Origin of the sequence: Amycolatopsis decaplanina DSM 44594 (genome assembly GCF_000342005.1) — a bacterium.
Lineage (GTDB): Bacteria > Actinomycetota > Actinomycetes > Mycobacteriales > Pseudonocardiaceae > Amycolatopsis > Amycolatopsis decaplanina.
The window spans coordinates 146,447-161,769 of the sequence record NZ_AOHO01000058.1; the positions used below are offsets into that span (position 1 = coordinate 146,447).

A 15,323-nucleotide genomic window follows, 5' to 3' on the forward strand; every position below is an offset into this window, starting at 1 on the left:
GAAACTACCCGGCACTCGGCTAGGGTTACGCGGGCCACCGGCGATCGGCACCGCCGACGCTAAGCTGATGCCCCCCCAACCGTAAGCCGACGGAGGACACCGACGATGACATCGCGACCGGCGAAGGCCTCGATCGTCAGTGGGTACTTCAACCCGCTCCACCAGGGCCATCTCGACCTGTTCGAGGCCGCGCAGGCGCGCTCCGGCTACCTGATCGTCATCGTCAACAACGATCACCAGCAAGTCCTCAAGAAGGGCAGGGTGATCCAGACCGAGGACATCCGTGCCCGGATCGTCCGCGCGCTGCGCATCGTCGACGACGTGTACATCGCCGTCGAGCAGGGGCCGGGCATCGACGAATCGTTCGACCTGATCCGCGCGGCGTACCCGGACACGGAACTCGAGTTCTGCAACGGCGGGGATCGGCGCAACGTCGACGAGCTCCCGGCCGACGAGGTCGAGGCCGGGGCCCGGAACAACATCTCGATGATCTACGGCATCGGCGGCACGGACAAGGCCGACTCCAGCACCCGGATCCTCTCGGACATGGAAGCCTGAGTTCCCAGGGGGCCGGCCGTGTGCTCGGCAACTTTTGTCGCAAGACGTTTGCGGGTCTGCTTACGGCGGCCGCTCCTAGGGCCTACCCTAGACAACACACAGTCGGCCCTGAACCCAGAGGGCCCCAGGTCAGTCGGGAGGCCTAGGGGAATGGACCCCCGTGCTCGGGCGGACGCCTTGCTCGCACGCGCAAGCGCGCGTGGAGCCTTCGTCGTGACACCGGACAACGCGACGTCTCCGATGGACTCCGCGAACACCCAGCAGATCCCCCGATCGGTGGTCTCCGAGATCGACCGTTCGTCGGACCCGGACACCACCACTCAGCTACCGGCTTCACTGATCGCCGAGAACGATCACCCGCTCGCGGGACACGAACCGACGACGCGGCTGGACCTGCCCCCGGCGCGGGGCGAAGGCTCGACTCAGCCGCAGCCGTATCCCCGTCGTCCCGGCACCCCCCAGCCGACCAGGCCTCTACCGCAGGCGACGACCCCGCTCACCCGACGGCCGCCCGCCGCGCCGGTGCAAAGCCCCCTGATCGAACAGCCGGAGCCGGACACTGTCGAGAACGAGGTCGGCGGCCTGGTGCCGACGGTGAAGCAGAACCCTTCGGGGCGGTCGAACCTTTCACGGCGGCTGGACGGCATCTAGCCCTTACGCGCGTGAAATGAAAGGCCCCTTCATCGCAAATTCTGCGATGAAGGGGCCTTTCATTGCAGGTTCGGGGCACCCGCCTCAGGCGCTTTGGATCATCCGGTCGATCTCCTTGATCGCCGCACCCCCGCCGTACGTGGCGTTGGACAGCATCGCGACATCCAGCCCTTCGGCCGGATAGTGCCGCATGAGCGAGCAGGCACCGACGTTTCCGCCGTCCTTGTAGTAGTGCCGCACCGAGCCGTCCGGCGCCAGGACGAATTCGAGGCCGAAGCCGTACCAGACGCCACTGCTGTGGAGCACCTGCGGCGTGAGGAACTCCTCCGTGCGCTCAGGGCTCAAGAGCCGTTCCTCGCGGATCGCCCGCAGAAGCCGAACCAGGTCACCGACGGTGCAGTACGCACCCCCATCGGGTGAACCGATCGGCGGGTAGCTGAAGATGTTCTGCCTCCAGCCGGTGATCCGCTCGCCGTCGAGGATCGGGTCCCAGCCTTCGGCGACCCTCGGCTCAGGATCGCGCCGGTCGAAGAAACCCGAATCGGTCATCCCCGCTCGGTCGAGCACGGTCTCGCGGACGTGGTCTCGATACGGCCTTCCGGTGATCTCCTCCATCACCAGCCCGGCGAGGACGTACCCCGAATTGCAGTACCGGCAGCCCTCGCCCGGCGCGAAATTCGCTGTCCGGTAAGCGAAATTGGGCAAATGGTCCCGCGTGTCCATCACCGAGTACACCGGTTTGCCGACCCACAACGCCTCGTAACTCTCGCCCGCTTCCTCGTCGGCGTCGTCGGCGATCCCGGACGTGTGCGTGAGCAGATGCCGCGTCGTCGCCCCGGTCGCGATCGCCGTGCCGCCGAGGTCGATGATCTCGCCGATCGGGCGGTCGAGGTCCAGCCGTCCCTCGTCGGCCAGCCGCAGTGCCGCGAGCGCGGTGACGACCTTGGTGATCGACGCGGTGTCGTACCGGACGTCCGGCGCGTTCGGCACCGACCAACGGCGGCTGGCCAGGCCGTAACCGCTTTCGAACAGCGTCTCGTCGCCACGCCGGATCAGCACGACCCCGGAGAAGCGGTCCTCCCCGGCGCGTTCCGTCAACCAGGCGTCCAGTGCGGCGAAGTCCATGCACCGACGGTAACGACGACGGGAAGCCACGTCGCGTGAGTTCCGGTGACCGGAACGGCTACTTCCGGCGCGTTTCGAGCTTGAGCCGCAGCGCGAGGCCCGCCTTCACCGCGAGCATGACCGGCTTCCACAGGAGACCGCGGTGACGGTCCGCGAGGTAGCGATACGCGCTTTCGTGGTGCGCGCGCAGCATTTTCGCCGAAGCCTGCGAAGTCGAGTGCCCGCCGATGTGCATGACACTGGACGAAGGCGCGTACACGTTCAGCCAACCCGCGCGGGACAGGCGGTCACCGAGGTCGACGTCCTCGAAGTACATGAAGTAGCGCGTGTCGAACCCGTCGACCGAGTCGAAGGCCTCGCGACGGAACAGCTGGCAGGACCCGGAAAGCCAGCCGGCCGTGCGCTCGACCGGGGTGCCGGTCTCCTGCCGGTACTGCCGCGTCCACGGGTTGCCCGGCCAGATCTTGCCGAACGCGGCGTGCCCGATCCCGCGGCCGAACGACGGCAGCAGCCGGGCCGACGGGTAGACCGTGCCGTCGAGATCGTGGATGAGCGGGCCGAACGCGCCACCGCGCGGCCAGCGCTCGGCCACCTCGAGCAACGCGTCGAGCGAACCGGGTTCCCATTCGAGGTCCGGGTTCACCACGACGACCCAGCCGTAGCTGTCGTCGAGTTCCGCGACACCTCGGTTGGCGGCCGTGCCGTAACCGACGTTCTCGCCGATGCTGAGCAGCTTGACGTTGTCCCGGCGGGCGGCTTTCTCCGGCGCGCCGTCCGTCGAGGCGTTGTCGGCGACGACGACCTGGACGTCCCGATCCGTCGCCTTCTCGAGCGTGTCGAGGAACTTCTCGAGGGTTTCGCCGGGGAAGTACGTCACGGTCACGACGGCGATCCCGTCGCCGTAGCTGGGGTGCTCAGTCACGCGGCCATTGTCCACCCGTCACCGAACGCGACTCCGGCCCCACCCACCTCGTGAGTGGTAAGGACGGTTAGAACCGTCCTTACCACTCACGAGGCCAGCAGTAACCTCTCAGCCCGCCCGCCGCTGCGCATGCCGGTACCAAGCCTTCGCGTAAGCCTCCCGGTGCCGCTCCGCGGTCGTGGCCCACGAGAACTCCTTCGCCCGCCGAAGCGCGGCCTCGGCCAGCTCGGCGCGCCGTGAAGGGGCGTCGAGCAGCTCGGAGATGGCCGCAGCGACGTCTCCGGCACCGACACCGCAGTAAGCGACCGCGTCCCCGCCGACCTCCGGCAGGGAAAGCCGCCGTGTCGTGAGCACCGCCGCGCCGCACGCCATCGCCTCCAGCACCGGCAGCCCGAATCCCTCACCGAGGCTCGGGTACGCGACCAGTTCGGAACCGCCGAGGAAGCCGGCGAGCGTGTCGAACGGCAGGTATCCGGCCCGGATCACCCGCAGCCGGTGCGGAACGGCGTCCAGCGCGCGTTCGACCTGCGAATCCCAGCCCGGCTGCCCGGCCAGCACCAGCGCCGGCGGGTTCGGCCTGCCGATCACGGCGTGTGCGAAGCCGCGGATCAGCGCGGGCACGTTCTTGCGCGGTTCCAGCGCGCCGAGGAAGGCGACGTACGGCGTCTTCCCGAGCCCGACGGCCTTGCGCGCGGCCTCGATCTCGGCGGGGGAAGGCGGATGGAACCGATCCGGTTCGACGCCGTGGTGGATGATCTCCACTTCCGAGGTGCGCACAGTGCGCACCTGGCCGACGCGCTCCAGCTCGGCCGCCGTCGCGATGCTCGGCACGACGCACAGCGTCGCGCGGCGAAGCGCCGTCGCGGTCCAAGCCCGGAAGAAGCGCGCTTTAACCGAAGAGTGGAGGACCGCGTCGGTGAAGAAGGTCGCGTCGTGCAGCGTCACCACCGAAGCGGCCGGGCTGGCCAGCGGCATCGTGTAGTGCGGCGAGTGGACGACGTCGGCGGCGAGCCGCCGGACCAGCCGGGGCAGGGTCGCCTGCTCCCAGGTCAGCCGGGCCGTCCTGGTCGAAGTCGACGGTGAGGTGGGCACGATCCGCGCGCCGGGCGCCAGCCGGTCGTACAGCACCGCGTCCCGCGGCTGGCAGACGACGGTGATCCGCGCGCCGTCCTCGTCCAGCGCCGCGACCAGCGAATCCACGTAACGACCGACGCCACCCCTGTCCGCGGGGACGGCGGTCGCGTCGATCAGCACGCGAGGGTCATCGGTCACCCTAGGAGGGTACGGCGGCGCACTAGCTCCGCGGTGAAGAACCGACAGATTCTCTCAACCAAGGGAAACTCCGGTTGCTTCTTGTCAGGCAACCTGATCGCGCAGGTGGAGGCCCCAAACGGCGGAAGCGGCACGCTGCCAGGTGAACTCACTCGAACGGCTGAGACCGCTGTCACGCAGCGCTGCCGCGCGCTCCGGATGGTCGAGGACGTCTCGAAGGGCATCCGCAAGCGCTTGCCGCTCACCGACGGGGACGGTGACACCCGCTCCCCCGGCGACCTCGACCAGGGCCGGGACAGCCGAGTGCACCACCGGCACCCCGGCCGCCATCGCCTCGATCAGCGGCAGCCCGAACCCCTCCGCCCGGCTCGGCATCGCCAGCACCGACGCGCCGCGCAACGTGAACGCCAGCTCCGCGTCGCTCACTTTCCCCAGTAGCCGGACGTCGGCGCCGTGCTCGCGCGCCAGCGCCGCCGGGTCGATGCCACCCCAGCCCGGCTGCCCGGCCAGCACCAGCGGCACCCCGATCCGGCCGACGGCGTCGATCAGCACGTCGACACCCTTGCGCGGCTCGATCGTCCCGATCGCGAGCACGTACCGCTCCGGCAGCGCGACCTCGGCGAACCCGGACGGCGGCCGCACACCGTGCGGGATCACGCGCAACGGCACGGAAACCGGCACCAGCCCGGTGAGCTCGTCCGCAATCGCTTGCGTGGGCACGGTCAGCGCGGTCGCCCGCGACGCGGCCCGCGCGATCACCGCCTTGTGCCACGCGACGCCGCGAGGCGTCAGCGTCTCGGGATGCGTCCACGGCACGGTGTCGTGCACCGCGACCGACAGCGTCCGCCCCTTCGGCACCCGGGCGGGGGCGAGCGGTGTCGGCGCGTGGACCGCGTCGCCGCCCGGCCACCACGGCAGGCCCAGCTGCCAAGCGGCGATCAGTGCCCGAGGCGGGATCGGCAGCACTCGCGGCCCCGCGACGCCCTCGACGACCGCGGCATCGACATCGGTGTGCCGTGCGACCACGCTCGACACCGTCCAGCCCGGCGGCGCGGTCGCGGCGAGCGCCCGCAGCAGTTCGCCGGTGTAGCGGCCGGTCCCGCCGGGGACCGGCGCCAGCAGCTGCTCGGCGAGCACGACCAGTTCGGGCATGGTCTCTATTCTCTCTGGCATGACCGACGCCGAACCCAGCACCACCGTCGTCGTGGTCACCTGGCGCGGCGCCGCGCACATCACCGCCTGCCTCGACGCCCTCGCCACGCAGTCCCGCCCACATCGGACCCTGGTCGTCGACAACGCCTCCGACGACGGAACGTCCGCCCTGCTCGCCGCCCATCCGTCGAAGCCCGAGGTGCTCCGGCTGCGGCGCAACACCGGTTACGCGGGGGCCATGGCCGCCGCACTGGACAAAGTGGACACTCCGTTGATGGCCTGGTTGAACGACGACGCCGCCCCGGCCCCTGAGTGGCTCGCGACCTGCGAGGACACCCTCGGGAAGGCTCCGCTCGCCGCGGCCGTGAGCGCCCGGCTGACATTGGCCGACGGGACCGTCCAGTCCACCGGCGTCCGCCTGACCACCGACGGCCACGGCGCCGACCTGCCGGAACCCGCCGACGAGGTCTTCGGCTTCTGCGGGGGCGCGGCGGTGCTGGACGTCGAGGCGCTGCGTTCCGTCGGCGGGGTCCCGGCCTCGTACTTCTGCTACTACGAGGACACCGACACCGCGTGGCGGCTGCGGTTGGCGGGCTGGGACGTCGTCGGCGCCGAGGCCGAGGTCACCCATCAGCATGGCGCGAGCACCCGGCCGGGTTCGGTCCAGTTCCACCTGTGGAATGAACGCAACCGCCTCCTGACCCTTCTGCGGTGTGCTCCGCGCGCGGTGGCGGTCCGCCAGCTGGTGAAGTTCGCCGTGCTGACCCTGGTTCTGCCCCTCCGAGGACTCCGCCGAAACAAGAAAGCGGAGGCACCGAACTTCCGTCTGAGCCTCCGGTGCCGCGTCCTGGGCGCCGTCGCCGCCCGCCTGCCGCGCACGCTGGTCGAGCGGCGGGCCATCGGACGGCGGGCGACACTGGGCCGAGGCGCGGTCTGGGACGCATGGGCCGGGCTTTAAGCTTGGTCCAATCGAGTGCAGGGAGTACGGCTTTGGCGCAGGGGGAAACGCAACCGGTCGTCTCGGTGATCGTGGTGAACTACCGGGGGGCCGCCGACACCGTCACCTGCCTGCGCGCACTCGCCGAACACGATTACCCGAACCTCGAGGTCATCTGCGTCGACAACGCCTCCGGCGGCACCGACGTGGCCGAGATCAAGGCCGCCGCCCCGGGCGTCAAGCTCGTCGAGTCCCCGGCGAACTCCGGCTTCGCGGGCGGCTGCAACCTCGGCGCGAAGCACGCCACCGGCACCGTCCTCGCCTTCCTCAACAACGACGCCCGCCCGGCTCCCGGCTGGGTCGGCGCGGCCGTCGCCGAACTGCGCGCCCAGCCGACCGTCGCCGCGGTAGCCAGCAAGGTCCTCGACTGGGACGGCACCGGCACCGACTTCGTCGACGCGGGCTTGACCTGGTTCGGCATGGGCTACAAGCGCCACGCCGGCAGCCCGCTGTCGGACGTCCCCGCCGCCGAACACGAGATCGCCAAGGACGTCCTGTTCGCGACCGGTTCGGCGATGTTCGTCCGCGCCGGCGTATTCGCCGAACTCGGCGGGTTCGACGAGCGATTCTTCATGTTCTACGAGGACGTCGACCTCGGCTGGCGGCTGAACCTGCGCGGCTGGCGCGTGCGCTACGTGCCGGAGTCGCTGACCTACCACAAGCACCACGCCACCATGTCCACAGTGGACACTCCGGACTCCGGACGCGAGACGTTCCTGCTGGAGCGCAACGCCTTGGCGGCACTGTACAAGAACCTCTCCGACGAGACGCTCTCTCGCGCGCTGCCCGCCGCGCTGGCGCTGGCCGTCCGCCGGGCGACGGCGCGCGGTGACCTCGACGCCACCCAATTCGACCTCGCCCAGGGTGTCGGCCCGGCCGAGACCGGACCGGTCGAGGTGCCGAGGACGACGTTGGCCGGCGTGCTGGCGATCGACCAGTTCGTCGAATTGCTGCCGTCGCTCGCCGAGTCCCGCGCCGCCGAACAGGCCGCCCGCGTCCGCACCGACGCCGACCTGCTTCCCTTGCTGCGCAAGGCCTTGGAGCCCGCGTATCCGCTGCCGCGGTATCTCGCCGCGCACGACGTCCTGGTCGAGACGTTCGGCATCGACGCGCTCTTCGGACAGCGCCGCAAGGTACTGGTGATCACCGGCGACGCGATCACCGAACGGATGGCGGGTCCGGCGATCCGCGCGTGGAACATGGCCGCGACCCTGGCCACCGAACACGACGTCCACCTGGTGACGGTCAATCCCCTCGCCGATCCGCCGCCCGCGCCGTTCCGGGTCAGCGCGGCCACCCGGCGCGAGCTGGAGACCCCGATCGCCTGGGCCGACATCATCGTCCTGCAGGGGCACGTGCTGGAGCTCGCGCCCTCGCTCAAGAAGCAGTACGCGCACAAGATCGTGGTCGCGGACCTGTACGACCCGATGCACCTCGAACTGCTCGAACAGGGCAAGGGCGTTCCCGACGACAAGCGGGCACTGGACCTCATCGGGGTCACCAAGGTCCTCGACGCGCAACTGGAACGCGGGGACTTCTTCCTGTGCGCGTCGGAGCGTCAGCGTCACTTCTGGCTGGGCCACCTCGCCGCGATGGGCAGGCTCTCGCCGCGGCTGTACGACGCCGACCCGACCACCCAGTCGCTGCTGTCGATCGTCCCGTTCGGCCTGTCGCCGCAGGCACCGGTCCGCACCGGCCCCGGCCTTCGGTCCACTTTGGACGGCATCGGCGAGACCGACCACGTCGTGCTGTGGGCGGGCGGGGTATACAGCTGGTTCGACCCGTTGACCCTGGTCCGCGCGATCGAACGGCTTCGGCAGCGCCGCGGCGACGTCCGCCTGGTGTTCCTCGGCATGAAGCATCCCAACCCCGAGGTCACCGAGATGGACATCGGCGCGCGCACGATGCTGCTCTCGGACACGCTCGGGCTCACCGGCAAGCACGTGTTCTTCAATCAGCAGTGGGTGCCGTACGAAGAGCGCCAGAACTGGCTGCTGGACGCGAACTGCGGCGTCACCACGCATTACGAGCACGTCGAGACGACGTTCGCGTTCCGCACCCGGGTGCTGGACTACCTGTGGGCCGGGCTGCCGATCGTCACCACCGACGGCGACTCGTTCGCCGACCTGGTCCGCGAGGAACGGCTCGGCGTCGTCGTCCCGGCCGAGGACGTGGACGCGCTGGCCGACGCGCTGGAAAAGGCGCTGTACGACGAGGAGTTCGCCGCGGGCTGCGTCGAGCGGATGGCCGCCGTCGCCCGCCGTTACGCCTGGCCGGAAGCACTGAAACCGCTGGTGGAGTTCTGCCGGAACCCGCGGCCCGCGGCCGACCGGCTGCCCGGCTCCGGCGACCTGGTGGTCACCGAACCGGTGCGGGGCAAGGAAATGCTGCGCCGCGACGTCGACCTGATCCGCGAGTACCTCGCCGACGGCGGCCCGAAGGAACTCGTGCGGCGCGTCGGCGGCCGGGTGGTCAAGGTCGCCAAGCAGAGGCTCGGCCGTGGCTGACCGCCCCTTGCGCGTCCTGCTCGACGGGACCCCGCTTCTCGGTGCCAGGACGGGTATCGGCCGGTACACCGTCGCACTGTCCGAAGAGCTCGCGTCGATGTCCGAAGTGGACACTCGCGCGGTCGCTTTCACGTTGCGCGGCTGGCGACGGCTGCGGCACGTGCTCCCGCACGGCGTCCGGGCCCGTGGCATGCCGGTGGCGGCGCGGTTGCTGCGCAAGGCGTGGCTGCGCTCGCAGCTGCCGCCGGTGGAGCTGTTCGCCGGGCCGACGGACGTCGTGCACGGCACCAACTTCGTGCTTCCCGGCCGGTTCCGCGCGGCGGGCGTGGTGACCATCCACGATCTGGCCTTTTTGGACGCTCCCGGGGAGCTCGCGCCGAGCGATCACGAGCTGCCACAACTGGTCCGGCGCGGGGCCCGGCTCGCCGACGCGATCTGCACACCCACCAACGCTGTGGCCGATCAGGTCGCCGAACGGCTCGACGTGGACCGCGGCAAGATCATCGTCACCCCGCTCGGCGTGAACCCGGCCTGGTTCACCGCGCGCCCGCCGGACCAGGAACGCCGCAAGGAACTCGGTCTTCCGGACAAGTATCTGCTCTTCGCCGGTGCCCCTGGACCCCGGAAGGGCCTGCACTGGCTCCAGCAGGCGCACGAGGCCGCGCCGGATCTGCCGGATCTGGTGTTCGTCGGCCCCGGTTCGTTCGCGGTGGGCCCGCGTTCGCGGCATGTGGGCTACCTGTCGGACGTGAACCTCCGGCGGGTCGTCGCCGGGGCCAGCGCACTGGTGCTGCCGTCGCGCGACGAAGGTTTCGGCCTCCCGGTGCTGGAAGCGCTGGCGTCGGATGTGCCCGTGGTGTGCACGGACATCCCGGCGCTGCGCGAGGTCGCGGGGAACTGCGCGAGTCTGGTCCCCTACGAGGACGTCGACGGGCTCGTGGAGGCGCTGCGGATGGCCGTCAGCGATCCGCACGCCGTCGCCACTTCGGCCGCGCGCCGCGCCCACGTCGCGAACTTCACCTGGCGCGCGTGCGCCGAACTGACCGTCGCCGCGTACCGCCAGGCGAGCACGAAACACTGACCCTCGCAATTAGTCACCTACTTGCCCTGTAGGCCTTCCGGCGCGCGAATGCGGTCAGGCAAGTAGGTGACTAATTGCGTGGGGGTCAGGAAGCGAAGTAGGCCTTCAGCGCGTCAGACCAGTCCCGAAGCGGCGTGAGACCCGCCTCACGCCATGAGGCGTTCGACAGCACTCCGAACGCCGGACGCGCCGCCGGACGGGGGAATTCCGCCGTCGTACAAGGCTTCACCCGTGCCGGGTCCGCGCCGAGTTCCGCGAAGATCGCCTTCGCGAACCCGCACCACGTCGTCGATCCGCCGCCCGTGCAGTGCAGCACCCGTTGCGAGGGCCCTTCTCCGGCGGCGACACGACCGGCCAGTTCCAGTAGCCCGGCGGCGAGATCGCGGGACCAGGTCGGCGAACCGGTCTGATCGTCCACTACGGACAGTTCTTCGCGTTCCCTTTCCAGCCGCGCCATGGTCTTGACGAAGTTCGAGCCGGTCTTGCCGTACACCCAGGACGTCCGCACGATCCACGAACGGGCCCCCGAGCCGAGCACCGCGTCCTCGCCTGCCGCCTTCGTCCGGCCGTAGGCGTTGAGCGGGCCCAGAAGATCACCGGTCTCGTACGGCGAAGTCGCGTCACCGGCGAAGACGTAGTCCGTGGACACGTGGATGAGCGGCACCCCGCGTGACGAGCACGCCGCGGCGAGCACCCGGGGGCCGTCGGCGTTCACCGCGAACGCCCGTTCCTCATCGGTTTCCGCCGCGTCCACCGCGGTGTAGGCCGCCGCGTTGATCACCACCGGCGACGCTCCCGCCGCCCGCGCCCGGTTCGCCCATTCGGTCACCGCGGCGACGACCTGACCGGTGTCGCGCACGTTCAGCTCCGATGACGACGGGGTCGCGGCGTCCGCGGCGAGCGCCGCGAGGTCCTGCCCCAGCTGCCCGGATCCTCCCGGCACGAGAATGCTCAGCACCTCTTCACTCCCCCGCGCGGTTCTTCAGCGGCTCCCACCACGGTCGGTTTCCGCTGTACCAGGCGACCGTGTCGGTGAGACCGTCCTCAAAGGACTTCCGTGGCGCGTAACCGAGCTCCTCCGAGATCTTGGTGATGTCGACCGAGTACCGGCGGTCGTGCCCCTTGCGGTCCTCGACCGGCTCGACGCTCTCCCAGTCCGCGCCGACGGCTGTCAGCAGCCGCTCGGTCAGCTCGCGGTTCGTCAGTTCCGTGCCGCCGCCGATGTTGTAGACCTCGCCCGGCCTGCCGTCGTCGGCGACGAGCTGGATACCGTGGCAGTGATCGTCCACGTGCAGCCAGTCACGCACGTTGAGCCCGTCGCCGTAGAGCGGGACCTTCTTGCCGTCGAGCAAGTTGGTCACGAAGAGCGGGATGACCTTCTCCGGGAATTGGTACGGACCGTAGTTGTTCGAGCACCTCGTGACACAGACGGGTAATCCGTGGGTGCGGAAGAACGAACGGGCCAGCAGATCCGAGGACGCCTTCGACGCCGAGTACGGCGAATTCGGCTCCAGCGCGTGGTCTTCGGCCCAGGATCCCTCGTCGATCGAGCCGTAGACCTCGTCCGTGGACACATGGACGAACTTCCCGACCTCGGCCTCGAGCGCGGCCTGCAACAAGGTCTGCGTACCGAGCACGTTGGTCAGCACGAAGTCGGCCGCGCCGGCGATCGAGCGGTCCACATGGGACTCGGCGGCGAAGTGCACGACCAGGTCGATGCCCCGCATCAGCTCGCCGACCAGGGCGGCGTCACAGATGTCACCCTTTTCGAACCGGTAGCGCGGGTTCTCGCGCACCGGCTCCAGGTTCGCTTCGTTGCCCGCGTAGGTCAGCTTGTCGAGCACGATCAGCTCGGCGTCGGCCAAGCTCGGGTACGCCCCCGTCAGCACCTGCCGGACGTAATGCGAACCGATGAACCCGGCACCCCCGGTGACCAGCACTCGCATCCCGCGATCCTCCCTCTACGACTTCACCGACCGGCCGAGTGTGTCACGACCGGGGCAACCTTTCACCAGCCTACGGACGTCTAACACAGGGATCAGTACAGTTACCCGGTGAGGCACGCGTGTGCCCTGGGGAGATTCGTGGAGGACCGCACGTGACCGAGTGGCCCGGGCCACCCATTCCGGCGCGCCGTGGTGACGGCGTCGTGGTGTTCGCCCGCCGTGGCGTGAAGGTCGTGTTCAGCCTGGTCTCGATCACGATCCTGGCGCTGACCTGGTGGGGCTGGCAGTTCATCGGCGACCCGTCGCAGGGCTTCGCGACCACGAACATCTTCGAGGACGACGGTCACCCACCGGCGAAACCACTCGACGGCGCGATCGACATCCTGCTCGTCGGCCAGGACAGCCGCACCGACGCGCAGGGCAACCCGCTGCCGCGCGAGGTCCTCGACATGCTGCACGCCGGCGTTTCCGACGGCGAGCGCCAGACCGACACGATGATCCTGGTGCACATCCCCCAGAACGGTAAGAAGGCGGTCGCGATCTCCTTCCCCCGCGACTCCTGGGTCGAGATCACCGGCGGTTTCGGCAAGCACAAGCTCAACAGCGCGTACGTGTACGCCTACAACGACACGTCGAAGACGCTGCAGCAACAGGGCAACTCCGATCTCAAGGACGTCGACGCCAAGGCCAAGGACGCCGGCCGCAAGAACCTGATCGCGACGCTGGAGAAGTTCATCGGCAAACCGAAGATGATCGACCGGTACGCCGAGGTGAACCTGTCGAGCTTCTACGAGATCACCAAGGCGATCGGCGGCGTCGAGGTCTGTCTCAACAACGCGGTCAAGGAGAAGAAGTCCGGCGTGGACCTGCCCGCCGGGAAGTCGATCGTCGAGGGCGTCCAGGCGCTCGCGTTCGTCCGTCAGCGCTACGACCTGCAGAACGGCGACCTCGACCGGATCGCGCGGCAGCAGGCCTTCCTGTCGGGGCTGGCGAACAAGGTGCTCTCGTCGGACGTCTTGATCAACCCGGCGAAGATCGCGAACCTGATCGACGCGGTGAAGAAGTCGGTCGTGCTGTCGGCCGGCTGGGACCTGCCCGAGTTCGCCGCGCAGATGCGCGGGCTGACCAGCGGGAACGTCGAGTTCCACACGATCCCGACCCAGGGCGACGCGACCATCGGCGGCGCCGCCGTGCTCCGGGTGGACCCGGCTCAGGTGCAGGCCGAGGTCGCCCGCCTGACCGCCGACGGCGAGACGGCACCCACCTCGACCCCCGCCACCCTGCCGGGCGCGGAAGCGGTCACCGTCGAACTCTTCGACGGGTCGGGCTCGCCCACGATGGCCACCGAAACCAGGAACCTCTTGCAGGGCAAGGGTTTCAAACTCGCGGCCGACACCAAGCTCAGCACCCGCAACTCGACGGTCATCCGGTACGCGCCGGGCGACGACGACGCGCTGGCCCTGATCAAGCAGGTCTTCGGCACCGCGGTACAGGCCGAGGCGGACCGTGCCGTCGCGCCCGGCAAGGTGCGGGTCCTGCTCGGCAAGGACTTCAAGGGCGCGTCCGCCGGCGCGGCCACGGCCCCGTCGAAGACGTCGACCCCCTCGAAGCCGGCTCAGCCACCCTCCAGCACTCCGGCGGCGCCCACCACGACGCGGATCGTCGCGGGCAATGTGCCCTGCGTCAATTAATTCCGGGTACTCAGCGTGGCCAGCCTGACGGTGGCCTAGCCTTCTCCTACGATCGGATCAGCGACAGCGCCAGGGGAGGTGATCAGGGATGAGCGACGAGGCCGAGGGCGTCAACGAACGTTCTGAGCAGTTGGACGCCGAACAGCCGAAGTCCGAAGAGGACCCCAAATCGGACACCGAGAGTGACGAAAAGCCGCGGTTCGTCCCGACGCCATACCCGCGGAATCCGCCGCTCCCCCAGCCTTCCGCCCCGGCCGAGAACGAAGACGAAACGGTCTCGGGTGTGCTCGCCGTCCCCGGGCGACCGCTGCGGCGCGCCGGCCGGATCACCCGCCGGATCGCGCTCGGCCTCGTCTCCCTGCTCGCCCTCGGCACGACGGGTTACGCGTACGTCACCAAGGACCAGCTGCAGAACAACGTCCCCACGACGAACGCCCTGAGCAAGGCCGACGATCCCGCCGCGCCACCCGCCGACGACGGCGCGAACGACATCCTCCTGGTGGGCAGCGACGCGCGGACCGACGCGCAGGGCAACCCGCTGCCGCTCAAGGTGCTCAAGGAACTGCGCACCGAGGAGAAGCCGGGCGTCAACACCGACACCATCATCATCCTGCGCATCCCCAAGAACGGCGGGAAACCGTCCGGCGTCTCGATCCCGCGTGACACCTGGACCGACATCCCCGGCCGAGGCCCCAACAAGATCAATTCAGCGTACGGCGTCGCGAAGGCCAACTACGCGAACGCGCACCGCGGTGAAACCGATCAGGCGAAACTCGAACGCGATTCCGATCAGGAAGGCCGCAAGGCACTGGTCCAGACCGTGCAGGACCTGACGAAGATCCGCATCGACCACTACGCCGAGGTCAACCTGCTCGGGTTCTATCTGCTGACCGAGGCGCTGGGTGGCGTCAAGGTCTGCCTGAATCACTCGACCGAGGACAAGGACTCCGGTGCGAACTTCCGGCGTGGCGAACAGACCGTGTCGGGCGGTGAGGCGCTTTCCTTCGTGCGGCAGCGGAAGAACCTGCCGCGCGGCGACCTCGACCGCATCGTGCGGCAGCAGACGTTCCTGTCCTCGGCGCTGAACCAGGTGCTCTCGGCGGGGACGCTGACCAGCCCGTCGACGATGGCGGGCCTGATGGACGTCGTGCGCCGGTCGATCGTCCTGGACGAAGGACTGGACCTCCTGGAGTTCGCGCAGCAGGCGAAGGGCATCGCGTCGGGCGACCTGACCTTCACGACCATCCCGGTGGTGAACATCAACGGCCGCAGCGCGGACGGCCAGAGCATCGTCGAGATCGACCCCGCCGCCGTGCGGACCTTCGTCTCCGGCCTGGTGGGCCGGGGCGGCGGTGGCGGGGCTCCCGGCACGGCTCCGCTGCTCGCCGCGTCGAGCGTTCCCTGCGTGAACTAGCGTTGGG

Annotated in this window: 13 protein-coding genes; 7 read left to right on the forward strand and 6 right to left on the reverse strand. The window is 69.4% G+C overall.

Annotated elements, in window-relative coordinates; translation table 11 throughout:
- Nucleotides 1-105 precede the first annotated feature (105 nt).
- Entirely contained in the window at nucleotides 106-558 is a 453-nt protein-coding gene (locus H074_RS20005; RefSeq protein WP_007031870.1) for an adenylyltransferase/cytidyltransferase family protein, read from the forward strand.
- A 213-nt stretch (nucleotides 559-771) separates the two neighbouring features.
- Complete coding sequence (locus tag H074_RS20010) at nucleotides 772-1,209, forward strand: hypothetical protein (RefSeq protein ID WP_007031871.1); 438 nt, start codon at nucleotides 772-774, stop codon at nucleotides 1,207-1,209.
- 84 nt (nucleotides 1,210-1,293) lie between these two features.
- Here the strand turns inward: H074_RS20010 and H074_RS20015 are convergent, their stop codons facing one another.
- The 4 genes from H074_RS20015 to H074_RS20030 all read right to left on the reverse strand — a co-directional run bounded on the left by H074_RS20015 (nucleotide 1,294) and on the right by H074_RS20030 (nucleotide 5,680).
- Nucleotides 1,294-2,334: a serine hydrolase domain-containing protein gene (locus tag H074_RS20015; protein ID WP_007031872.1), complete on the reverse strand. Its 1,041-nt coding sequence runs from the start codon at nucleotides 2,332-2,334 to the stop codon at nucleotides 1,294-1,296.
- A 58-nt stretch (nucleotides 2,335-2,392) separates the two neighbouring features.
- On the reverse strand, nucleotides 2,393-3,256 hold the full coding sequence (locus H074_RS20020) for a glycosyltransferase family 2 protein (protein WP_007031873.1): 864 nt from the start codon (nucleotides 3,254-3,256) through the stop codon (nucleotides 2,393-2,395).
- Nucleotides 3,257-3,364: 108 nt separating this feature from the next.
- A complete protein-coding gene (locus tag H074_RS20025; RefSeq protein WP_007031874.1) occupies nucleotides 3,365-4,510 on the reverse strand; it encodes a glycosyltransferase family 4 protein in 1,146 nt (381 codons plus the stop codon).
- Nucleotides 4,511-4,612: 102 nt separating this feature from the next.
- Nucleotides 4,613-5,680 (reverse strand): glycosyltransferase family 4 protein, encoded by a 1,068-nt coding sequence (locus tag H074_RS20030; RefSeq protein WP_007031875.1) that lies wholly within the window; start codon nucleotides 5,678-5,680, stop codon nucleotides 4,613-4,615.
- A gap of 19 nt (nucleotides 5,681-5,699) precedes the next feature.
- Here H074_RS20030 and H074_RS20035 point away from each other — a divergent pair, with 19 nt between their 5' ends.
- Genes H074_RS20035 through H074_RS20045 form a run of 3 tightly spaced genes read left to right on the forward strand, consistent with a single transcriptional unit; the run spans nucleotide 5,700 to nucleotide 10,265 of the window.
- On the forward strand, nucleotides 5,700-6,638 hold the full coding sequence (locus H074_RS20035; protein ID WP_007031876.1) for a glycosyltransferase family 2 protein: 939 nt from the start codon (nucleotides 5,700-5,702) through the stop codon (nucleotides 6,636-6,638).
- 32 nt (nucleotides 6,639-6,670) lie between these two features.
- Nucleotides 6,671-9,184: a glycosyltransferase gene (locus H074_RS20040; RefSeq protein ID WP_007031877.1), complete on the forward strand. Its 2,514-nt coding sequence runs from the start codon at nucleotides 6,671-6,673 to the stop codon at nucleotides 9,182-9,184.
- Nucleotides 9,177-10,265, forward strand: a complete 1,089-nt coding sequence (locus H074_RS20045; RefSeq protein WP_007031878.1) for a glycosyltransferase family 4 protein — start codon at nucleotides 9,177-9,179, stop codon at nucleotides 10,263-10,265. Before H074_RS20040 ends, H074_RS20045 begins: the two co-directional genes overlap by 8 nt.
- A gap of 85 nt (nucleotides 10,266-10,350) precedes the next feature.
- On the opposite strand, the gene rfbD is transcribed toward H074_RS20045, so the two are convergent.
- Together rfbD and rfbB are read right to left on the reverse strand one after the other, a co-directional pair.
- Nucleotides 10,351-11,223 carry a dTDP-4-dehydrorhamnose reductase gene (rfbD, locus tag H074_RS20050; RefSeq protein ID WP_007031879.1) on the reverse strand — a complete coding sequence of 291 codons (873 nt, stop codon included), beginning with the start codon at nucleotides 11,221-11,223 and terminating at the stop codon, nucleotides 10,351-10,353.
- Nucleotides 11,224-11,227: 4 nt separating this feature from the next.
- Nucleotides 11,228-12,211, reverse strand: a complete 984-nt coding sequence (gene rfbB / locus H074_RS20055) for a dTDP-glucose 4,6-dehydratase (RefSeq protein ID WP_007031880.1) — start codon at nucleotides 12,209-12,211, stop codon at nucleotides 11,228-11,230.
- Nucleotides 12,212-12,363: 152 nt separating this feature from the next.
- Between rfbB and H074_RS20060 the strand changes: the two genes are divergently transcribed.
- Together H074_RS20060 and H074_RS20065 are read left to right on the forward strand one after the other, a co-directional pair.
- Nucleotides 12,364-13,902, forward strand: a complete 1,539-nt coding sequence (locus H074_RS20060; RefSeq protein WP_007031881.1) for an LCP family protein — start codon at nucleotides 12,364-12,366, stop codon at nucleotides 13,900-13,902.
- Between the two features lie 88 nt (nucleotides 13,903-13,990).
- Nucleotides 13,991-15,316 carry an LCP family protein gene (locus tag H074_RS20065; RefSeq protein ID WP_007031882.1) on the forward strand — a complete coding sequence of 442 codons (1,326 nt, stop codon included), beginning with the start codon at nucleotides 13,991-13,993 and terminating at the stop codon, nucleotides 15,314-15,316.
- Nucleotides 15,317-15,323: the final 7 nt, after the last annotated feature.